This window comes from Dyadobacter bucti (assembly GCF_005869225.1).
GTDB lineage: Bacteria > Bacteroidota > Bacteroidia > Cytophagales > Spirosomataceae > Dyadobacter > Dyadobacter bucti.
The window spans coordinates 144556-165294 of the sequence record NZ_SWFP01000002.1 but is presented as its reverse complement, the minus strand read 5'-3'; the positions used below and the strand labels follow the sequence as shown (position 1 = coordinate 165294).

The following is a 20739-nucleotide window of genomic DNA, read 5'->3' as shown; positions in this document are numbered from 1 at the left end:
TTTCCCTATTTTGGGCAGGAGGGCTGATTATTCGCTGGCGGGGAAGTGGCGTGCTGGCGGACTATTTATATGAAATTCAAATATTGCCGCTGTTTGAAACGGCGGAGTAGAAAATCCGGGCATAAAAAAACCGGCTTTGATGTAAAGCCGGTTTTCGATCGAAATGGGGTCGCTTAATCCACAGTCGGATAAACAGCCTTGTCCGAGTTATTGTGGTAGTCGGCCAGCTGCGAAGTATCCTTCGTTCCCGAGTTGGTCGGTGTTTTGTAATTTCTCGGAGAAACCAGCGGATTGATTTCAATTCCTTCAACCTGGTAATCACGATAGACCACCAGCGAAGAAGGTCTTGGAGCATACTTTGGTGTAGTGCTCACGTACCTGTTTCTCTGCTGTTTGTTATATCTCTCGACCGTATTCAGGTTGGCGACTTTTATTGTATTTTGTCCTTCTTTGCCAGCTTTGGCTTTTGCAGCTTTATTGGGGTGCTTGTAATTATAAATTGAAACACCCGGGTCTACTATCGACTGAGCGTTTGAATTGAAGGCTAACAAGCATGCAACTAATATAACTGTAGTTAGAAAGGGCGTCTTTTTCATAATAAATTCGTTTACTATTTGAATAAATGAACCGTATCCTGTATTTGAGGATACATGAAAATAACACATTTTTTCCAAATCAGTTTACTTTCGTAATTTCGTGTACAATTGTAAATTGTTGAAAAATGACTTTAAAAATGGAATGATTGTGGGATAAAATTGAGGGAAGTCGAAGAAATGGGTGTGTATATTTCCCTGATTTTTCGATAAAATCTGAAAATCAAGAAAACTGCGTTAAAAGTGGCTCTCGAAAAAAAAATAAAATTTTTTAAATTTTAATGCTTTTCTGATGAGATCTTAAGAAGTTTCTAATAATTGGGCCTCTGAAATTAATATTATTTCATAAAAGCCTATCTCAACAACGCCGCAGTAGAAGTCTGTATACCCTTGCAAATGCGCTCGATCGGTAGGTCATTGGAGTCATCGCCAAACGGATCTTCGATTTCTTCGGCAATTACTTCAAGGCTGGCCAGGATATAAAATACAAACATTACAAACGGAATAACCAGGAAATGCAGACTGAAAACATAGCCAATCGGCAACGTGAGACAATAGAAAAAGATGAATTTCTTGATGAACGAGCTGTAGGAAAGAGGGATGGGCGTGTTTTTGATCCGTTCGCAGGCACCGCAGATATTGGTGAATTCCTCCAGTTGATTGTTGAGAAGGATCGTATGTTCGGGAAGTAGGGTACCTTTTTTCTGTAATGTGATAACCCTGGAAAAAATGGCAGCTGCAATCTGGTTTGGTATGTGGTCGTGTATATTCAGGTCCGATTTTCCAAATAGCTGACAGTCTGTGAATTCGTCAGATTTGTAGATTCCCCGCAGGTGGTTTTTTAATGAATAGGCGTAATTGGCAATCATGGTCTGAAAGAACATTTTTTCTTCCAGATCGCTCCCGTCAAGCAGTGCGTTGACTTTGAGTGCTAAATTCCTGCTGATATTCATCAGCGCACCCCACTGCCTTCGACCTTCCCACCAGCGATCATAGGCAGTATTTGTTCTGAAAACCAGCAACATGGATATTACAAAACCCAAAAGAGAGTGCATCAGAGAAATGTTCTTCAGGTCAGTATTTTCGCCGATTCGCCAGTAAATCAATATCAGATAGGATAAAACGGCTGAGTATACACCTATAGTCAATATCAGCGGTGTCAGCTTCCTGACGGTGTCCGCTTTCTGAAAATAGAATATGTAGCGGAGCCACTCTTTAGGATTGTAATCAATCATACGAGTTTAACATTGTCAATTAGCTTGAAAAATTCTTTAAAGCACTTGGCTGTCAGCATCGCGTCTTCGAGCGCGTTGTGCGTGGTATCTTCCCGCTCGAAACCAAAGTAGTTAGCGACAGAAGAGAGACTAAGGGATCTGGGAACCGTTTTGCCATTTTTTTCCAGTATCTGGAAAAACAGGTAGGAAACTGTATGCAAGTCAAGCATTTTGTTTGAAAAAGACCATTTCAACTTTTCGTTCCGGTAGGCGTACTGCAGAAAGTTAATGTCATTGATCACACTTTGCCCGCAGATTATGACACTGGATAGATTTGGTTTGCCAGTATTCAGTTTCTTGATCCATTTTTCAAACTCAGGGATCACATCATATATCATAGGCGCATCTTCCAGATCCTGCAACGAAAGCCCGTGTACCTCCTCAGATTTGACGGAAAAAGCCTCTTCGTTTTCAGGATAAACATTCTGGAGGTAGGTACCCTGTGAGCGCCATTGGTCATCGAAAAATTCGGCACCTATTTGTATAATTTCATTCCAGCCGGGCTCCGGTCCGGTCATTTCAATATCGAGTACAAGGAATGGCATAGGCGGATTTCGGGGTAAATGAAAAATGGATGATGTGTTTTGGAAACTCAAACTTATACTTTTGTGTACAAAATTATATAAACATTATCGTCAAGCCGATTTACCATTACTCATTTCAACAAAAATGCCAATAGATTATTCCAATATTCCATCGCCATGTTACATTCTGGAAGAAGATCTGCTCCGAAAGAATCTCCGGCTTATCGATTCCGTCCAGAAGGAATCGGGCTGCAAGATTATCCTGGCATTAAAGGGTTTTTCGATGTACAGCGCTTTCCCGATTGTGAAAGAGTACCTGAGCGGTGCCACTGCAAGTTCATTGAACGAGGTTAAGCTCATCAATGATTTCATGGGAATTCCGGCACATACCTATATGCCCGCTTATCCTGAGCAGGAATTTCAGGAGATTATGGAACGTAGCAGCCATATTACTTTTAACTCTTTCGGCCAGTGGGAGCGATTTAAAGACAGGGTTGAAAATTTCAAAGCTGTTCATCCGGAGCATTTTCTTTCTTGTGGCATCCGAGTGAACCCGCAGTATTCCGAGGTAACAACAGATATGTACAACCCTTGTGTACCCGGGTCGAGGTTGGGCGTGACGCGCGACAAGCTTCCGGACAAGCTTCCCGAGGGAATCGACGGAATCCATTTTCATACACTCTGTGAGAATGGATCCGATACCTTGGAAAGAACATTGGAAGCATTGGAATCCCGCTTTGCCGATCTGCTGCATCAGGCCAAGTGGCTTAATATGGGAGGGGGGCACCTGATGACACGGGAAGGATACGATATTGTGAAGCTAAAAAAATTAGTTAGCAATATTAGGACTAAATATGATCTTGACGTGATATTGGAGCCAGGATCAGCGATAGCCTGGAGAACTGGAGAGCTGTACGCAACTGTACTGGATGTTCTCGACAGTCAGGGAATAGAGGTGGCGATACTGGATACATCTTTCGCCGCTCACATGCCGGACACTCTGGAGATGCCATATAAGCCTGCGATACGGGGAGCATACCAGGAAGCAATACCCGGAAAACCAACATACAGAATGGGTGGAATGACCTGCCTGGCAGGCGATTTTATAGGCGATTATTCCTTTGATGAGCCCCTTGGAATTGGAGATAAAATCATATTTGAGGACATGATTCATTACACCATGGTAAAGACCACAACATTTAACGGAGTTAACCTGCCTTCCATAGGTATCTGGAAAGCTGAACAGGAATTTCAATTGATCCGTTCGTATGGTTATGAGAGCTTTAAAGACAGGTTATCGTAGTAAACCGATGTAAAACACGGTCTGGTCCCTACGGACAGTAAAACAGCCTTCTGAAAATCGTCCTATTCTGATTTTTAGAAGGCTGTTTTATGCATTGCAAAACTGATTCCTTAAGCCGTCAAGGCAGCATAGGAAACAATCGTTTTATTTCTTCTGTGGAAGGTTGTTTTCCATACTCGCAAATCTCGAAAACTTCTACTTGCTTAATCTTCTCAGCCTTCTCGGTTCCGTACCATTTGTCGAGAGAAATTTTGATTTCCGGGGTCACCGCAGATCGTTTTTCCATTGATGCAAGAAGCCATTTTTTTCGTTCGACTTTGTCTTTAGGTACATTAGCAAGGTCCTGATTCGTCCAGGGAAGCCACTCGTAAAATTGGGAAACGTGTGCATCCAGTCCGTCTACCTTTTTGGCAAGATTAGCAGTGATATCAATGGCAATATCCGGGCGGAAAGGATTAGGTCTTTGGAAACGGTCACGGAAATAGAGGAATACCGGGTTCTTGGTTAAAGGCGGTACGCTACTAAGAATATTAGGAACGATTACTAAGTATGCAGCGTCCTGAACGATCACGCCGGTGTTACGATGGTCAGGGTGGTAATCGTTGGTACGTGGTGCGATTACAACATCGGCGTTCCATTCGCGGATGAGCCTGATAGCGGCCATTCTGTTTTCCAGGGTGGGCAGCAATTCGCCGTCGTGGTTGTCGAGTACATCATATTCAATGCCCCATCTGCGGCCGGCTTCCTTCGCTTCTTTCAACCTGATATTGGCCAGCTCGCCGCCGCCAATGTCCTGATGTCCTTTATCGCCATTGGTAAGCGAAACGAATTTCACTTTATGCCCCATGGAGGAATAAATGGATGCGATACCACCGGCTCCCAGATCGCAGTCGTCGGGATGGGCACCGAACACGATTATCTTAAGTGGCGGTTTGGCTGTGTCTTTCGCAGATTGCGCAAACGCAGCGCAACCACAGAGGAGCATGGTGGAAAGTAATAGTGATTTTTTCATAGACGGGAATAGGGATTGTGTTTATTGAATAGAATTTGATTTGGCGGAGTTGCAAAATAGGAAAATAAAAGCTGCCAATTACGAAGCATTTGTACATATTCGTGCGCTCAGTAACCTTTATCGGCAGAAAAAGGGCTTCATCTTAGTACAAGTTTTTTTTAAGTGCTTACCCGCAAGATTAACAATCGGTTAACATGCAGAGCCCAAATAATTAGACCGGGTCTGATAAAATTCTTTTATTTTCCTGTACCTTTGTATCCCGTAATCATAGAAAAAAAGCAACGTCTTATGGCTTCCAAAGCACGCAAGACCGCGAAGTACATTTTCGTTACGGGCGGTGTTACATCTTCACTTGGCAAAGGAATAATTGCCTCCTCTTTAGCCAAATTGCTGCAAGCCAGAGGGCTTTCAGTTACAATACAAAAGTTTGATCCATATCTGAACATAGATCCGGGAACTATGAATCCTTACGAGCATGGTGAATGTTATGTAACGGATGACGGGGCCGAAACGGATCTTGACCTCGGGCATTATGAACGTTTTTTGAATGTCCGGACATCGCAGGCCAACAATGTTACTACGGGCCGTATTTACCACAACGTCATCACAGCAGAACGCCGGGGAGATTTTCTAGGGAAAACTGTCCAAGTGGTACCGCACATTACCGACGAGCTGAAACGGAACATGCTTTTGCTCGGCCAGAGCGGAGAGTACGACATCGTCATTACCGAGATCGGCGGCTGCGTGGGTGATATTGAATCCCTTCCTTTTCTTGAGGCAGTACGCCAGGTGAAGTTTGAAATGGAGGAACACGATACGCTAGTGATCCATCTTACACTGATCCCTTATCTTAATTCTGCCGGCGAGCTGAAAACGAAACCGACCCAACACTCTGTACGCATGTTGCAGGAATCGGGAATTCAGCCTGATATCCTTGTTTGCCGCACCGAGCACCCGCTTCCTTATGATCTCCGCAAAAAGATCGCGTTATTTTGTAACGTTCAGGTCAATTCAGTGATTGAGGCGATGGACGCTGACACGATTTATGCGGTTCCTTTGCTGATGTTAAAAGAAAGACTCGATCAGCGAGCGTTATATATGCTGGATATTTATAATGACAAAGATGTAGACCTCGATTCGTGGAAGACGTTTTTGTCAAGATTGAAAAATCCGGTTGATTCTGTGAAGATAGGTCTTGTAGGAAAGTATGTGGAGCTGCACGATGCTTACAAATCCATTGTAGAGTCGTTTATCCATGCCGGAGCGGCGAACGAATGTAAAGTCGTGATCGAGTGGATCCACTCGGAAAGCCTTACTACCGAAAATGTTGTTGAAAAGCTTGACGGCCTGGACGGTGTTTTGGTAGCGCCTGGATTTGGGGAAAGAGGTATCGAAGGTAAGATCGCTGCAATCCAGTATGTCCGTGAAAACAACATCCCTTTCTTCGGGATCTGTCTGGGCATGCAGATGGCGGTTATCGAATACGCACGCAATGTGATCGGCTGGGAAGGCGCGCATTCTGTGGAAATGGATAATTCTACCGACCATCCGGTGATTCACCTGATGAAGGACCAGAAAGATATTTCGAATAAAGGAGGAACCATGCGTTTGGGCGCATATCCTTGCCGTATCAAGAAAGATTCATTGGCCAGTAAAATCTACGGAAAAACCCATATCACCGAAAGGCACCGCCACCGGTATGAGTTCAATAACAAATACCTGAAAGATTTCGAAGATAAAGGCTTGATGGCTACCGGAATTAATCCTGACAACAATCTGGTGGAGATGGTAGAGTTGCCGGGACATCCTTTTTATATTGGTGTACAATTCCACCCGGAGCTGAAAAGCACTGTGATGAACCCGCATCCCCTTTTCGTTAATTTCGTGAGTGCAGCCTTGTCATACTCTCTTGAAAAAAGGTCGGTGGAGTCCTTAAATCCATCAATCCACTGAGTTAAAAAAGGCAATAACGAAAATCTTGCTACCTTTGCGCTCCCGTCTAAGGGTATACTATTTCAATAATTTTAAGTAAATAATGGATAAAAATTTTATAATCGGCTTAGTACTCATCATGCTAATGCTGATAGGCTACCAGTTACTTGTTCCGAAACCTGTGGAACCGACGCCTGTGGCCCAAGTGAAAAAAGATGCCTCAACAGCTTCTGTACCCTCTTCAATTGCTCCGGATTCGACCCAATTAACCCCCATAACAAATGATACTGCCGCCGTCGCTGCGGTAGCGAAGGATCTGGTTATCGAGACTAAAGACGCCCGTGTGGTATTTTCAAACAAGGGTGGGGTGATGAAAGAGGTTTTGTTGAAAAATTACAAAACCTATGATCAAAAGCCACTATATCTGATCGCTGAGAACCACAACCAATTCAGGATCGATTTTCCGACTCAAACAGGGGATGTTAGGCTAACAGACCAGTTTTTTTCAACAGACGCCACAGATCAGACGCTTGCAGAAAAAGATTCAGCAGTGATCACTTATCGTATCGATCTGAAAAATAACCAATCTATAGAGCAGACTTATGTAGTTCGCGGAACAGGTTATGTGATCGACTATGGTATCAAGTCAAACGGAGCCGGGCTTAGCGACAAATCAGTGAGGTTTGACTGGAGCAATGATCTCTTGCAGCTTGAAAATGACATGAGCAAAAACCGTGAGGTGGTCACGATCAATTATTACACAGACGATCTGCAGAGCCTTGCCACGAGCCCCACTTCAAACGAGGAGGCAAAAACCGCCGATCCCGTAAAATGGTTTACGATCAAACATAAATACTTCCTAGCCGGCCTGATCGCCGACAAACACCCCTTCAGCAATGTTGAAATGAGGGCGGATGTGAATCCGAGTGATTCGGTTATTGTAAAAACAATGAAGGTTTCGGCGGGTATACCTATGTCAGCTATTCAGAAAGGTGATGCCAATTATCAGTTCTACCTTGGACCTAACGAATATCACGTAGTTGATAAAGTAAAAGCAGAGAATTTTGACCAGAACGTTTATCTCGGCTACGCTTTTCTGAAACCGATCAACAAGTTTGTCCTTGTTCCGCTTTTCAATTTTCTGGAAAAATTCATTTCCAACTATGGCCTGCTGATCATCTGTCTGGTGTTGTTTGTTAAAACCCTTCTGACACCGCTTACTTATAAGTCGTACATCAGTATGGCGAAAATGAAGCTGCTGGCCCCCGAGCTGGAACAGATCCGGGCTCAGAATCCTGACGATCTGGCGAAGCAGCAGCAGGATCAGATGAAGTTATATCAGCAAGTGGGAGTAAGCCCGTTGAGCGGGTGTGTGCCCGTTCTCGCCACGATGCCGATCCTGTTTTCGCTCTTTTTCCTTTTTCCAAATTTGATTGAACTGCGGCAGCAGTCATTCCTTTGGGCAAGTGACTTGTCAACATACGATTCGTTTATTAAGCTGCCGTTTACAGTTCCTTTCGGCGTAGGAAACCACATCAGTTTGTTTACGGTTTTAATGACCGCTTCCAGCATTGGATACGCCTACTATAATAATCAGATCACGCCAACGCAGCCCGGCCCGGTTAACATGAAGGTGCTTGGTTACATTATGCCGTTGATGTTCATGTTCGTTCTGAATTCATTCCCCGCGGGTCTTACGTTTTATTACTTTGTTTCCAACGTTGTAACCATTGCGCAACAGTTGCTGATCAAAAGGTTTGTAAACGAAGATAAGATCAGGAACATCCTGGAAGAGAACCGGAAGAAAAATGCAAACGGCGAAAAGAAGCAGACCAAATTTCAGAAATATCTTGAAAAGTCACTTCAGGCAGCTGAGGAAGCAAAAAAGAAGCAGGCTGAACTAGAGAAACGGTCTAAAAAGAAATAATAGTTTTATTGCAGCGTAATATAAAGGGCAATGTTTCCAAAAGGGAATATTGCCCGTTTTTTTCTCTTTGAACTGTTTTAGTAATTTGTCCCATCAAGTGCAATTTTGACCCCGGATACTGATGAGAGTTATTTTTTTGTTGATGTTTACAGTGTACACATGTTCCGCGAACTTATCTTACGGGCAAAACAATGTGCAGGCTGCGGACAGGTATAAATCGGCACTCAACGATTATAAGCAAGGTAAATACGCCGCGGCAATGGAGAAGCTTTCGCCTCTCACCAGCGTGAATGCTACTTCGCCGTACTCGGCTTATGCGCATTACTATTACGCGTTATCTGCATATCAGCTCAAAAGATTTAAGGAAAGCAAACAGATGCTTCTGCAATTGCAGAGCAGGGTCCCTGGCTGGAACAAGATCGCCGACGTGCATTATTTGTTGGGAGCAATTGCTTTTGAAAACGGCCAGATCAGGGAAGGCATGGATTACCTTGGGCGCATCAGGGATTCATCGTTTGCCAAAGATGTCCAGGCCCTGAAACAACATCACCTGAGCAGCCTGAACGATCTCGCTAAATTGAAAGAGCTTCAGAAGCAGTATTCGTCTGACAGGGATATAGCGCTGATTTTGATCAACTATATTGAAAATTCCCCTTCTTCCACCCAGACGGACATGCAGATTGCGGAACAGCTGGAAAAACAATACAAGATTACAAGAAAGGAAAAAGCCGCGGTGAGTGAAGAGGCCCCAAAGCGCAGTGTACCCAAAACTGAGAGCAAATGGACAAAAGGCTATTTTGATGTGTCGGTACTTTTGCCTTTCAGGTTGGATGAATTCAGTACTTCAAAACGCCGGTCCAATCAGTTTGCATATGACTATTACCTGGGGCTGACATTGGCGCAGGAGCAGTTGCGTGAGGAAGGCATTACGGTCAATTTATGGGCTTATGATGTCAGCAATGATGCTGGCTCAATGAAAGCAATCGTAAATAACAAGAACTTCCAATCATCGGATATGGTGATCGGGCCACTGTATTCCGGCACGTTTGACGTCACTGCGCAGTTTGCTGCTGATGCGGGCGTAATCATGCTTAATCCGCTTTCTACAGATGGAAATTTACTTAAATCGGGCCCGGACATATATCTTGGCCACCCTTCCATATCTTTTCAGATGCAAAAAGCCGCTGAGTGGATGAAAGGCCGGTCAGCAGGATTGTCGGCTGTGATATATTATGGTAACACAGCAAAAGACTCGACGATGGCATTCTCTTATGCTGATGAATGGAAAAGCAGAGGCGGCAAGGTTATGGAATTAACGAAAATACAGGGTGAGCGCGAATGGCTTGAAAGTAAGCTTCCCAGCTTCGAAGTTGCCAAGCCGGGTCATGTTGCTTTGTTTTCCTCCGACGGCGGCTCAGGGGCGTCTCTGATCGAGGTTTTGAACGGTCGTAAACTCATCACGGTACCAGTCCTGGCTACTGCTACAAGTTTCAATTTGCAGCAATCACGGTTAACCAAATACGGATCACGCTTGTTTCTGATAGAGACTGATTACGTGGACCGTGAAAAGGAAAGCATTCGTCAGTTTCAGAAATCGTACTGGAATAAAACCAGTTCATTTCCTTCCGTATATTCTTATCAGGGATTTGACCAACTATTGTTTTTCGGCAGAATGATGGCCAAATACAAGGACAAATTCAGCACAGGATTACAGTCCAAAAAGTATGGCGACGACGAATATCTGTTGTCCGGCTTTGATTATACAAAATCAAATGAAAACCAGATCACGCCTGTTTTGAAATATAACGGTTCCAAATGGCTGCCAATCGACAGGTAAAAAATTTAATTAACGAATGAATATCTCAACAAGTAACAGTCTTTTTGAAAAAGCCCAGCAATATATACCGGGTGGTGTAAATTCACCGGTGCGTGCTTTTCGTGCGGTGGGTGGTTCTCCTGTTTTTATCAAATCGGCCAAAGGTCCTTACGTATATGATGAGGACGATAATGAATACATTGAACTGATCAATTCCTGGGGGCCGATGATTTTAGGGCATGGAAATGAATTGATCCACAAGGCTGTGTCAGATGCAATCCAGCATTCATTTTCTTTTGGTGCGCCGACGCGCAGAGAAGTTGAGATCGCCGAGCTGATTGTGGGAATGATGCCTTCCATTGAAAAAGTGCGAATGGTAAATTCAGGTACGGAAGCTACGATGTCGGCTATCAGAGTAGCCAGAGGGTTTACGGGAAGGGACAAAATTATCAAGTTTGAAGGTTGCTACCACGGGCATGGCGATAGCTTTCTGATAGCCGCCGGCAGCGGGGCCGTTACTTTTGGTACGCCGGACAGCCCAGGTGTTACCAAAGGTGTAGCGAACGATACGCTTACTGCTCCATATAACGATCTGGACGCTGTTCAGCGATTGGTAGATGCAAACAAAAGCCATATTGCAGCCCTGATCCTGGAACCTGTTGTGGGTAATATGGGATGTGTGCTGCCTCAGGAAGGTTTTTTAATGGGTTTGCGGAAGATTTGTGACGAGGAAGGTATCGTTCTGATTTTTGATGAAGTAATGACCGGTTTCCGGCTCGCGAAAGGCGGAGCACAGGAAAGATTTGGCATTAAGCCTGATCTAACAACGTTAGGAAAAATAATAGGTGGTGGGATGCCCGTAGGAGCCTACGGCGGCCGGTCTGAAATCATGAACTGGGTTTCCCCGGTGGGACCTGTATATCAAGCCGGAACGTTGTCAGGTAACCCTATTGCGATGGCTGCCGGACTAACTATGCTGAACTACCTCAATGACCACCCGGAAGTATATACCCAGCTTGAAACCTCGGCAGCAAAGCTGGTGAACGGTTTTTCAGCTTCAATGCAGAAACTTGGACTGGATTATACTCTGAACCATATCGGTTCGATGTATACGCTTTTCTTTACAAATCAGGCTGTAACGGATTTTCCTTCGGCCAAATCTTCCGATCTGGTTTTGTTTGGAAAGTACTTTCACGCCATGCTGAACAGGGGAATTTACATGGGCCCCTCGCAGTTCGAAAGTATGTTTTTATCCACCGCGCTGGGGGACAATCATCTGAACCGTATTATCGAGGCCAACGAAGAATCATTGAAAGAAATTCTGAACTTAGGCTGATCTCATTATTCACTATTCAAGTGTTCACGCACCGATGCGCAAGTATTCTATAATCATCCCCGTTTACAACCGTCCCGACGAGTTGCAGGAGTTGCTTGAATGCCTGTCCAGGCAGACTGTGAGGAATTTTGAGGTAATTATTGTGGAAGACGGTTCAAGAGTAAAGGCGGATGTTGTTGTGGCGGGTTACAGCAGTAGGCTTGACATCAAATACTTTTATAAGGAAAACGGTGGTCAGGGTTTTGCCAGAAACTATGGTTTTGAAAGGGCTTCCGGCGATTATTTTATTCTTCTCGATTCGGATGCGCTGATCGAGCCTGATTATCTGGCCATCGTCGATAAAAAGCTGGACACCGATTATGTCGATCTCTACGGAGGTCCTGATACGGATCACCCGTCGTTTTCGCCGATTCAGAAAGCGATCAGCTATTCCATGACGTCATTGTTCACGACTGGCGGGATAAGGGGGAAAAAGAACAATATGGGAGGGACGTTTCATCCCAGAAGTTTTAACATGGGCCTTTCCCGCAAGGTTTGGGAGCAGACCGGCGGTTTTCTTACCAGTAGGATGGGGGAAGACATTTTGTTCAGTATCGCCGCGATCCGCTTGGGTTTTCGGTCAGCTTTGATTCCGGAGGCATTTATTTATCATAAAAGAAGGACCGGTTTTGTCCCGTTTTTTAAGCAGCTGAAATTCTTTGGCCGGGCACGTATCAATATCGGACGGTTTTATCCCGATGAATTGAAACTGGTCCATACATTTCCGCTGCTTTTCACGCTCGGTGTTTGCAGTATACCGCTCTGGCTGCTGGTTTATGAGCCTTTTTTTTATCTCGGGTTGATCGGGCTGGGGATCTATGTTTCGCTTCTTTTCGTAGATGCTTTGGGTAAAACCAAAAACGTTGAAGTTGCTTTTCTTAGTGTTGCAGCTGCATTTGTACAGCTTTTCGGCTACGGAACCGGATTTTTACAGGAGGGATGGAAAAGGATATGGGAAAAAAAATCGCACCGGGAGACCGGCGCGACCATTGAATATCCTTCTTGACGAATTGTGTGTTTCTAGATCTTCTGACAGAAATAGACGATTTCCTCTGATGGCAGTGCGTAACGCTTCACTTCTTCTTTCGAAAGCTGGTCCATCACAAACCTGTCTTCTGTCACAGTAAATCCCCCTTTTTCCAGTTCACGGCCATAATTTCTTCCAAAGAGCCGCAAATGATCATTTTGTAAAAAGTGTTTTTCCCTCTCTTTCGGATCAGTAATTGTTGGATCCTCATAAGTTGTTTCGTATTTCATGTCCTGTGGGGATTGGATCAATGCCCAGCCACCTGGTTTTAAAACTCTGTGCAACTCGCTCATAGCCAGTATGTAATCGTCCACATGTTCCATAACGTGGTTGCAGAAGGCAACATCGAAAGTGTTTTCAGCAAAAGGGATTTCGTGAATATCCATTTTTACCTTAGCCAGGGGCGATTCGATGTCAGCGGTGATATAGTCGATGTTTTTCATGTGCTCGAAGCGATCGATGAAACAGTATTCCGGAGCAACGTGCAGGACTTTGAGATCGGCTGTGAAGAAGTTGGTTTTTCTTTTGAGATATAAACCCATCAGACGATGCCTTTCCAGAGATAGGCAATGAGGGCAGAGGGCGTTTTCACGACTGGAAGTATTTCGTCCGTATGGCAGGAACTTCCGGTACCGGCTGCTGCATACAGGACATTCTACCTGATTCCCGATATAAAAAATGCTTAAAAATCGGGCAACCCAGTGGCCGACAAGCTGTAGATAGGGGCGGGGGATATATCTTAAAACTAAACTTATAATGGCCTTCATTAAACCAATTAATTAAAAATTAATAATTTTAGGATCATATAATAGTGAAAAAACAATCATGATCCCATCTATAGACCCGAAACCACCTGGCAGAAAGCTGATCAAACGAATGTCAACCCGTACCAAATGGATGATTCTTGCTCCATGTGGCTTGTTGATGTTCAGTTTTGGCCTTACTGTACTCAGCGAGGCCGCTCACCAGCGCCGGACGGGCGTGCCCACGCAGGTCTGGGTGGTTTTGGGATTGTACAGTCTCGTGCTGATCAATACCGGGCTTATATTGTTTGGCGAAGCGCTGCGTTTTCGGATCCTGTTGAATGTCCGGCGGGAAACACGTCGCAGTATGCGTCAGATTGTACGGAAAGTAAATACAAAGTCAAACCGGAAAACGAAGTCCGATAAAAAAACAAAAAGCCCTACCAAAACAGATTGACAGGGACTAGTTGAATAACACTTCGTAGAGGCTACTTATTTTTTATTAGCTTCAAACTGAGCCTTAATTGCCTCAACATCTACATTGCGCACCTCTGGCTTGCGTAGAAGATCTTTGATTTTCGCTGTACGATTATTAGCTACCGCCTTGTTTCTACGACCTTTACGTTTTAATTCCGTAACTCCCATTGTAAAATATTGTTTTGTTAAAGAGCCGCAAAATTAATGATTTTCGCGTAAATAATGCAGACAATAGTCACAAATATTGCATAACCTGCCCTAACTTTACGGTTTAGTTGGCATTCGTGGCTGACTTTTTACAATTCTGACATTAATTTAATTGCTACCTGCAGCATGTGATAGCCTGCAGGTAGCGAAAGTTTAGCAAAGGTCGGACAGTGCATATTTGACAGAATTATAATAATGAGTAAACCATCCCTTGCCCGCGGGACCCGAGATTTCGGCCCCGAACAAATGGCAAAGCGTACCTTCATCTTTGATACAATCCGGCGCTCTTTCCAACGCTATGGCTTTCTTCCTCTGGAAACTCCGTCCTTTGAGAACCTTTCGGTTTTAATGGGTAAATATGGAGAAGAAGGTGACCAGCTTTTGTTCAAACTTTTAAATTCCGGGGACTTCAGCGGAAAGCTTACCGAGGACGACTGGAAGGAAGGTTACAAGCCACTGACCAGCAAAATATCGGAAAAAGGCCTCCGTTACGATCTCACAGTTCCGTTTGCACGCTATGTTGTCATGAACCGCGGAACATTGGTAATGCCTTTCAAACGCTACCAGATCCAGCCTGTGTGGAGGGCAGACCGTCCGCAGAAAGGGCGTTACAGAGAATTTTATCAGTGTGATGCCGATGTAGTAGGAACGGATTCGCTGCTTTGCGAGGCAGAAATTGTGACGCTTCTGCATGACATTTTACCAGCTTTGGGAATCACCGATTTTACGGTAAAAATCAATAACCGGAAAATCCTGACCGGTATAGCTGATGTGATCGGCGCGCAGGGTATGGAAGGGCCGCTTTGCGTGGCTATTGATAAGCTTGATAAAATCGGCAAGGATAAAGTAGTGGAAGAATTGCTGGAACGAGGTTTTTCTTCGGACAGCATAACTTTGCTCGATCCGATTTTTACACTATCCGGCGAGGGAGATCCTTTTGCCGAGTTGAAAAGCTTACTTTCCGGCTCGGAGATAGGGTTGAAGGGAATCGAGGAGCTGGAGGAAGTCTGGGTGTTGGTAAAAACTCTTGGGCTGGAAAATCCAAAAATCCAGTTTGATGTAACCCTGGCGAGGGGGCTTTCCTATTATACCGGGGCTATCTTTGAGGTTAAAGCAAATAATGTGCAGATCGGAAGTATTTCAGGCGGCGGGCGATATGATAATCTCACCGGTACTTTTGGTGTACCTGGTATTTCGGGTGTCGGGATTTCGCTTGGGGTGGACCGTATTTATGATGTGATGGAAGAGCTTGGCCTTTTTCCGGAAAGTCAGAAGACCAGTACCAAAGTGATGATTTCCAATTTTGATAATGACGCTTTCAAATACGGATTGTCCATTTTGCCGAAACTGAGAAATGCGGAAATTAACGCTGAAATTTATCCCGATTCAGTAAAATTGAAGAAACAGCTGGATTATGCCGACCGGAAAAACATCCCTTTTGTTATTTTGATCGGTTCCGACGAAATGCAATCGGGCTTGTTAACTTTAAAAAATATGAAAACCGGGGAGCAGCATAAGTTGAGTGCAGATGATATCATCACACATTTGACGTCCGCAGCATTATAACCTGGTCTGAGGACGAGTCAAACTGATTATAGAATTTTAACAATTATATGGACCAAGATAAATTAAGGATTGCGATACAAAAATCGGGTAGATTAAGCGAGGATTCTTTAAAATTGATCAAAGAATGCGGTATCCGGTTTGATAACGGTGCCGGAAAGCTTAAAACGGACGCCACCAATTTTCCTGCGGAGATTTTATTTTTAAGGGACGATGATATTCCGGGTTATGTGGAAGACGGCGTCGCACATTTGGGTATTGTAGGCGAAAATGTTTCGGAGGAATCTGCCAGGGATGTGGATACGGTTCATAAACTTGGATTTTCAAAATGCAGGCTTTCAATAGGTGTTTTGAGAGAGCATGATTATGCTGGTGTGCAGGATCTGGAAGGAAAAAGCATAGCCACTACGTATCCACGTTTGTTGGGTAAATATCTGAAATCGAATAATGTAACAGCGCAGATCCATGAAATAAGCGGGTCGGTAGAGATTGCACCGAGCATCGGCCTGGCGGATGCAGTATGTGATATTGTAAGCTCGGGAAGCACATTGCTGAGCAATGGATTGAAGGAGGTGGAAACTATTTTCCGCTCGGAAGCTGTGATGATCGCCAGCAAGCATCTTTCCGCGGCTCAGCAGAACCTGCTGGATCAATTGCTTTTCCGGATCAAATCCGTTCAGGTTGCTAAGAATAACAAGTATATCCTGCTCAATTGCCCTACTGAGGCAGTTGATAATATCATCAAGTTTTTACCAGGAATGCGTTCTCCGACAATCTTGCCGCTGGCTACCAAGGGTTGGTGCTCGCTGCATTCGGTGATCAATGAAAACGAATTCTGGGAAAATATTGAAAAAATCCGTCAGGCTGGCGCGGAAGGTATCTTGGTGATACCAATCGAAAAAATGATTTTGTAATTACCTGGCTCCCTTGCCGGTATATGATCGATTAAATATGAATATTATTGCATTTCCGGACAGAGAGCAATGGCCTTCTTTGTTGGCCCGCCCGGTGCAGGATGCCCGGGACATAGAAGGAAAAGTAGCGCCCATTCTGGAAAAAGTCAGAGTGGAAGGTGATAAGGGTATAAAGGAACTTGCCCTGAAATTTGATAAAACAGAACTTACTGACCTTGCTTTTTCAAGCTCTGATATAGACGAGTCAGAAGGTAAGCTGGATGAGGAGTTAAAAGTTGCGATAAAACAGGCTTATCAGAATATCTATAAATTTCATAAAGCCCAGTTGCTTCCTGCCGAAAAAATCGAAACGATGCCTGGTGTAACCTGCTGGCGGCGTAGCGTTGGGATTGAAAAAGTGGGTATCTACATTCCAGGTGGATCGGCACCTTTATTCAGTACCGTTTTGATGCTTGGAATTCCGGCCCAAATTGCTGGTTGCAAGGAGGTGGTTCTTTGTACGCCTTCCGACAATCCGGCGATTTTGTATGCCGCGAAATTGGTTGGAGTTACAAAGGCTTTCAGGATTGGTGGCGCGCAGGCTATTGCTGCCATGGCTTACGGAACTGAAAGCGTTCCCAAAGTATACAAAATATTCGGCCCTGGAAATCAGTATGTTACTGCTGCTAAAATGCTGATCAGTAAGGAAGGGGTGGCGATTGATATGCCGGCCGGACCGTCTGAGGTGGCGGTTTATGCGGACGATACGGCAGTTCCCTCGTTTATAGCAGCGGATCTTTTGTCACAAGCCGAGCATGGCCCCGACAGCCAGGTTTTATTGGTTTCGACCAGCAAAAAGGTGCTGGAGGCGGTTCGTCTGACGTTATGGTCGCAAATGGACAGGCTTCCCCGCCGGGATCTGGCAGCTCAGTCTATGGATAACAGCAAGGCCATACTGTTGGAATCCGAGGAGGATGCGATCGATCTTTTGAACCAGTATGCTGCCGAACACCTCATATTAAGTGTGGCCGATGCAGAAAAAGTATCAGAAAAAATCATCAATGCCGGATCCATATTTTTGGGCAACTACACGCCCGAATCCTGCGGCGATTATGCGTCGGGAACTAACCATACACTTCCAACGAATGGGTATGCCAAAGCATACAGCGGCGTGTCGGTAGACAGCTTTGTGAAAAAAATAACCGTACAGCAAATCACAGAGGAAGGCATCAAAAACATAGGGCCGACAGTAGAAACAATGGCAGAAGCGGAATACCTTGAGGCTCATAAAAAGGCAGTTACCATCAGATTGGAAAGTCTTTTGTGAAAAAAATATAAAACCCCGAAAAATGTCGTAAATTTGGAGACAATTTTCCAGAGCTTTAAAAAACAAGTTTATGACAGCATACATGGTAAATGAGCGTTTGGGCGGCTACGGAATTCTCAAACACACTGTAAAAAACGATTTTGATCTGGCTTATCTGGCGGCCAATGGAGTGCCGAAAGCATCCATACAACACTTGGCCGATTCAGTAGGCATGGATGTAAAAGATGTAATTTCCCTTTTGCCGGTAACATCAAGAAACCTGCAACGCTACAACGACATAGATCTGTTAAGCAATGTGGTATCTGATCATCTGATCGCGCTTGCTGATCTTTTCTCGGTAGGGACAAGAGTGTTGAGCAAAGAATACTTTCTGGATTGGCTGAACAATGAGATTCCCGCCCTGGGCAAAAAGAAGCCGGTTGATTTCCTTAGCACACATGCCGGTATAGACCTGATCAAAACAGAGCTGGGGCGCATCGAACATGGTATTTTTGCATAATGGAGCTATTCAGGATCACGCGGTCGGAATATCAAAATGACCTGAGTGGAATAGGGGCTTACTACAATGGCGGGCGATGGAACACACCCGGAAATGCGATGCTCTACACGTCGTCGCACCGCTCGCTTGCCATGCTGGAAATACTTGTCCACTGGCAAAAAACTACTCCACCGCCTGATTACGTCGTGGTAGTCATATTTGTCCCCGACACACTAGCCCATACCCACACGATATACACTACTCCCGACTGGCAGGAAGATGAATACTGGAGCAAAATTGCCGGAGATTCCTGGCTAAAAGAAAAGAGCAGCCTGTTGATGCGGGTACCGTCTGTAGTAGTGAATTCAGAGTACAACTACCTGATGAACCCGCTGCATCCGGATGTGGAATCAATAAAAGTGGTACATGTGGAACCATTTGAATTCGATACAAGATTATTTAATAAATAAAACCAAGCTTACGGCACCGGCCCGGCTTGTTTCCGGAATCAGAACAGCATGAGTAATACCTTTGATCTAAATAAAATCCTTCGTCCTCACATTATATCCCTGGCTCCTTATTCTTCCGCTCGTGACGAGTATACCGGGCACACAGGCATATTTCTGGACGCTAACGAAAACCCTTACGGATCCGCTACCACTGAAAATTATAACCGGTATCCGGATCCCTATCAGGCAGAAATAAAGCAGAAGCTGATAGCACTGAAAAATATCAGTAGTGAAAGAATATTTCTCGGCAACGGAAGCGATGAGCCGATCGATCTGCTGACGCGCGCGACCTGTACACCCGGGCAGGATCACGTGATCATCATGCCGCCTACTTACGGTATGTATGAGGTAAGTGCTTCTATTCATGATGTTAAGATCGACAAGGTTTCTTTAACGACTGATTTTCAGATTGATGCGGAATCTGTGATCGCGGCGATTACACCACTTACCAAAATTATCTGGATTTGTTCTCCCAACAATCCTACCGGTAATGTGATGCAGCATGAAGCGATCCAGACTATTCTGGAAAATTTCAACGGACTGGTCGTCGTGGACGAAGCTTATGTAGATTTCACCGATACACCTACCTGGATACAACATCTTGATAAATACCCCAATCTGGTTGTTTTGCAGACCTTCTCAAAAGCATGGGGACTTGCGGGTATCAGGGTAGGAATGTGCTTTGCTTCTGCCGAGATCGTTAAAATACTGAACAAGATCAAACCTCCCTATAACATCAGCCTGCCTGCTCAAAAAGCATTGCTGGAAGGCCTGGATTCAGTTGACAAAAAAGATAAAATGGTCGCTGAAATTCTTAAAGAAAGGTCATCCCTGTGTAACATGTTACAGGATTTATCGTTGGTGATAAAGATATATCCGTCCGATGCGAATTTTTTACTTGTACAATTTGAAGATGCGAAGGCGATCATGGATTACCTGATCCATGAGACTATCATTGTCCGTGACCGTTCCCGTGTGCACTTGTGCGAAGGCTGTCTGCGAATTACGGTCGGTACTAAGGAGGAAAACGAGGTTTTAATCGAAACTTTAAAAAAATACCAGCAAAAAGGCGTTATCGTTTAGGATTCCCCGGTAATAACTGTTCCCCAAAAAAACTTCTCTGATAAAATTCACTATGAAAAAATTAGCACTCACCGTTATTTGCGCACTTTCATTTGGACTCGCCCATGCCCAATATGATAACTGGGCAGTTGGTTTTAAACTTGGCGAGCCGACAGGCGTCAACATCCGTAAATACTTTAATAACATCCACGCGATCGATGTAACTATCGGCACTTACGGTGGAATTTTGTCCAAAGACCGTAAATACAGGGGAGACGAGGGAATATACAAGAACACAGGAATTTCTCTTCAGGCGCATTATTTGTGGCATACCCCACTTTTCAATTCAGAGGCAGTGCATGTATATTATGGATTGGGCGGCCAGCTCAACAGCCGGAGATCATATCCGAAAAGACTGAGCCCAAACTATGAAAAAGACATATCACTAGGAGGTTCGGTATTAGGTGGCTTTGAATATTATATTCCTGACAACCGCATTTCCGTTTTCCTTGAAGGCGGCACCTATGTTGAGCTTCTACCGCGTCCGTTTTATCTGAGCCCCAATATTTCCGCAGGGATCCGGTTCAATTTATAAAATCCATTTGTCATTCAATCTGAAATAAAGAAGAGCAGGTATCAACCTGCTTTTTTTATGTAAATTCATTAAAAGTTCAAGCGTTTTTCGTCATCACCATTC

Annotated in this window: 20 protein-coding genes; 14 read left to right on the top strand and 6 right to left on the bottom strand. The window is 44.5% G+C overall.

Annotated features, from left to right (window positions below; genetic code table 11):
* Positions 1-173: 173 nt before the first annotated feature.
* The 3 genes from FBF61_RS05965 to FBF61_RS05955 form a co-directional block, all read right to left on the bottom strand.
* Complete coding sequence (locus FBF61_RS05965; protein ID WP_138476297.1) at positions 174-596, bottom strand: hypothetical protein; 423 nt, start codon at positions 594-596, stop codon at positions 174-176.
* A 350-nt stretch (positions 597-946) separates the two neighbouring features.
* Complete coding sequence (locus FBF61_RS05960) at positions 947-1828, bottom strand: bestrophin family protein (protein WP_138476296.1); 882 nt, start codon at positions 1826-1828, stop codon at positions 947-949.
* A complete protein-coding gene (locus tag FBF61_RS05955; protein WP_138476295.1) occupies positions 1825-2412 on the bottom strand; it encodes a 3'-5' exonuclease in 588 nt (195 codons plus the stop codon). Before FBF61_RS05955 ends, FBF61_RS05960 begins: the two co-directional genes overlap by 4 nt.
* 124 nt (positions 2413-2536) lie before the next feature.
* Here FBF61_RS05955 and nspC point away from each other — a divergent pair, with 124 nt between their 5' ends.
* Positions 2537-3694 (top strand): carboxynorspermidine decarboxylase, encoded by a 1158-nt coding sequence (gene nspC, locus FBF61_RS05950; RefSeq protein WP_138476294.1) that lies wholly within the window; start codon positions 2537-2539, stop codon positions 3692-3694.
* A 118-nt stretch (positions 3695-3812) separates the two neighbouring features.
* On the opposite strand, the gene FBF61_RS05945 is transcribed toward nspC, so the two are convergent.
* Positions 3813-4706 (bottom strand): PIG-L deacetylase family protein, encoded by an 894-nt coding sequence (locus tag FBF61_RS05945; protein WP_138476293.1) that lies wholly within the window; start codon positions 4704-4706, stop codon positions 3813-3815.
* Between the two features lie 288 nt (positions 4707-4994).
* Here FBF61_RS05945 and pyrG point away from each other — a divergent pair, with 288 nt between their 5' ends.
* From pyrG to FBF61_RS05920, 5 genes are all read left to right on the top strand, one after another.
* Entirely contained in the window at positions 4995-6659 is a 1665-nt protein-coding gene (gene pyrG / locus FBF61_RS05940; RefSeq protein ID WP_138476292.1) for a CTP synthase, read from the top strand.
* A gap of 82 nt (positions 6660-6741) precedes the next feature.
* Positions 6742-8565, top strand: coding sequence for a membrane protein insertase YidC (yidC, locus tag FBF61_RS05935; RefSeq protein ID WP_138476291.1), 1824 nt, complete (start codon positions 6742-6744; stop codon positions 8563-8565).
* 121 nt (positions 8566-8686) lie between these two features.
* The gene (locus FBF61_RS05930) at positions 8687-10402 is read left to right on the top strand and encodes an ABC transporter substrate-binding protein (RefSeq protein WP_138476290.1); all 1716 of its coding nucleotides are present in this window, start codon (positions 8687-8689) and stop codon (positions 10400-10402) included.
* A gap of 16 nt (positions 10403-10418) precedes the next feature.
* Positions 10419-11717: a glutamate-1-semialdehyde 2,1-aminomutase gene (gene hemL, locus FBF61_RS05925; RefSeq protein WP_138476289.1), complete on the top strand. Its 1299-nt coding sequence runs from the start codon at positions 10419-10421 to the stop codon at positions 11715-11717.
* Between the two features lie 34 nt (positions 11718-11751).
* Entirely contained in the window at positions 11752-12762 is a 1011-nt protein-coding gene (locus FBF61_RS05920) for a glycosyltransferase family 2 protein (RefSeq protein WP_138476288.1), read from the top strand.
* A 14-nt stretch (positions 12763-12776) separates the two neighbouring features.
* On the opposite strand, the gene FBF61_RS05915 is transcribed toward FBF61_RS05920, so the two are convergent.
* On the bottom strand, positions 12777-13550 hold the full coding sequence (locus FBF61_RS05915; protein WP_138476287.1) for a class I SAM-dependent methyltransferase: 774 nt from the start codon (positions 13548-13550) through the stop codon (positions 12777-12779).
* A 58-nt stretch (positions 13551-13608) separates the two neighbouring features.
* Between FBF61_RS05915 and FBF61_RS05910 the strand changes: the two genes are divergently transcribed.
* A complete protein-coding gene (locus tag FBF61_RS05910; RefSeq protein WP_138476286.1) occupies positions 13609-13983 on the top strand; it encodes a hypothetical protein in 375 nt (124 codons plus the stop codon).
* Between the two features lie 35 nt (positions 13984-14018).
* Here FBF61_RS05910 and FBF61_RS34490 read toward each other — a convergent pair whose 3' ends face one another.
* Positions 14019-14171, bottom strand: a complete 153-nt coding sequence (locus FBF61_RS34490) for a hypothetical protein (protein WP_166444435.1) — start codon at positions 14169-14171, stop codon at positions 14019-14021.
* Between the two features lie 234 nt (positions 14172-14405).
* On the opposite strand from FBF61_RS34490, the gene hisS reads away from it, so the two are divergent.
* From hisS to FBF61_RS05875, 7 genes are all read left to right on the top strand, one after another.
* The gene (hisS, locus tag FBF61_RS05905; protein ID WP_138476285.1) at positions 14406-15776 is read left to right on the top strand and encodes a histidine--tRNA ligase; all 1371 of its coding nucleotides are present in this window, start codon (positions 14406-14408) and stop codon (positions 15774-15776) included.
* A gap of 47 nt (positions 15777-15823) precedes the next feature.
* The gene (hisG, locus tag FBF61_RS05900; protein WP_138476284.1) at positions 15824-16687 is read left to right on the top strand and encodes an ATP phosphoribosyltransferase; all 864 of its coding nucleotides are present in this window, start codon (positions 15824-15826) and stop codon (positions 16685-16687) included.
* Between the two features lie 37 nt (positions 16688-16724).
* The gene (gene hisD / locus FBF61_RS05895) at positions 16725-17993 is read left to right on the top strand and encodes a histidinol dehydrogenase (RefSeq protein ID WP_138476283.1); all 1269 of its coding nucleotides are present in this window, start codon (positions 16725-16727) and stop codon (positions 17991-17993) included.
* Between the two features lie 70 nt (positions 17994-18063).
* Entirely contained in the window at positions 18064-18492 is a 429-nt protein-coding gene (locus FBF61_RS05890) for an Xre family toxin-antitoxin system antitoxin (protein ID WP_138476282.1), read from the top strand.
* Positions 18492-18941 (top strand): RES family NAD+ phosphorylase, encoded by a 450-nt coding sequence (locus FBF61_RS05885; protein ID WP_138476281.1) that lies wholly within the window; start codon positions 18492-18494, stop codon positions 18939-18941. The genes FBF61_RS05890 and FBF61_RS05885 overlap by 1 nt, the downstream gene beginning before the upstream one ends.
* A gap of 48 nt (positions 18942-18989) precedes the next feature.
* Positions 18990-20063: a histidinol-phosphate transaminase gene (hisC, locus tag FBF61_RS05880; protein WP_138476280.1), complete on the top strand. Its 1074-nt coding sequence runs from the start codon at positions 18990-18992 to the stop codon at positions 20061-20063.
* Between the two features lie 52 nt (positions 20064-20115).
* Entirely contained in the window at positions 20116-20637 is a 522-nt protein-coding gene (locus FBF61_RS05875) for a hypothetical protein (protein ID WP_138476279.1), read from the top strand.
* Positions 20638-20739: the final 102 nt, after the last annotated feature.

Coding starts and splice junctions, on each gene's coding strand:
- FBF61_RS05965 (WP_138476297.1), bottom strand. CDS start 596: ATGAAAAAGACGCCCTTTCTAACTACAGTTATATTAGTTGCATGCTTG.
- FBF61_RS05960 (WP_138476296.1), bottom strand. CDS start 1,828: ATGATTGATTACAATCCTAAAGAGTGGCTCCGCTACATATTCTATTTT.
- FBF61_RS05955 (WP_138476295.1), bottom strand. CDS start 2,412: ATGCCATTCCTTGTACTCGATATTGAAATGACCGGACCGGAGCCCGGC.
- nspC (WP_138476294.1), top strand. CDS start 2,537: ATGCCAATAGATTATTCCAATATTCCATCGCCATGTTACATTCTGGAA.
- FBF61_RS05945 (WP_138476293.1), bottom strand. CDS start 4,706: ATGAAAAAATCACTATTACTTTCCACCATGCTCCTCTGTGGTTGCGCT.
- pyrG (WP_138476292.1), top strand. CDS start 4,995: ATGGCTTCCAAAGCACGCAAGACCGCGAAGTACATTTTCGTTACGGGC.
- yidC (WP_138476291.1), top strand. CDS start 6,742: ATGGATAAAAATTTTATAATCGGCTTAGTACTCATCATGCTAATGCTG.
- FBF61_RS05930 (WP_138476290.1), top strand. CDS start 8,687: ATGAGAGTTATTTTTTTGTTGATGTTTACAGTGTACACATGTTCCGCG.
- hemL (WP_138476289.1), top strand. CDS start 10,419: ATGAATATCTCAACAAGTAACAGTCTTTTTGAAAAAGCCCAGCAATAT.
- FBF61_RS05920 (WP_138476288.1), top strand. CDS start 11,752: ATGCGCAAGTATTCTATAATCATCCCCGTTTACAACCGTCCCGACGAG.
- FBF61_RS05915 (WP_138476287.1), bottom strand. CDS start 13,550: ATGAAGGCCATTATAAGTTTAGTTTTAAGATATATCCCCCGCCCCTAT.
- FBF61_RS05910 (WP_138476286.1), top strand. CDS start 13,609: ATGATCCCATCTATAGACCCGAAACCACCTGGCAGAAAGCTGATCAAA.
- FBF61_RS34490 (WP_166444435.1), bottom strand. CDS start 14,171: ATGGGAGTTACGGAATTAAAACGTAAAGGTCGTAGAAACAAGGCGGTA.
- hisS (WP_138476285.1), top strand. CDS start 14,406: ATGAGTAAACCATCCCTTGCCCGCGGGACCCGAGATTTCGGCCCCGAA.
- hisG (WP_138476284.1), top strand. CDS start 15,824: ATGGACCAAGATAAATTAAGGATTGCGATACAAAAATCGGGTAGATTA.
- hisD (WP_138476283.1), top strand. CDS start 16,725: ATGAATATTATTGCATTTCCGGACAGAGAGCAATGGCCTTCTTTGTTG.
- FBF61_RS05890 (WP_138476282.1), top strand. CDS start 18,064: ATGACAGCATACATGGTAAATGAGCGTTTGGGCGGCTACGGAATTCTC.
- FBF61_RS05885 (WP_138476281.1), top strand. CDS start 18,492: ATGGAGCTATTCAGGATCACGCGGTCGGAATATCAAAATGACCTGAGT.
- hisC (WP_138476280.1), top strand. CDS start 18,990: ATGAGTAATACCTTTGATCTAAATAAAATCCTTCGTCCTCACATTATA.
- FBF61_RS05875 (WP_138476279.1), top strand. CDS start 20,116: ATGAAAAAATTAGCACTCACCGTTATTTGCGCACTTTCATTTGGACTC.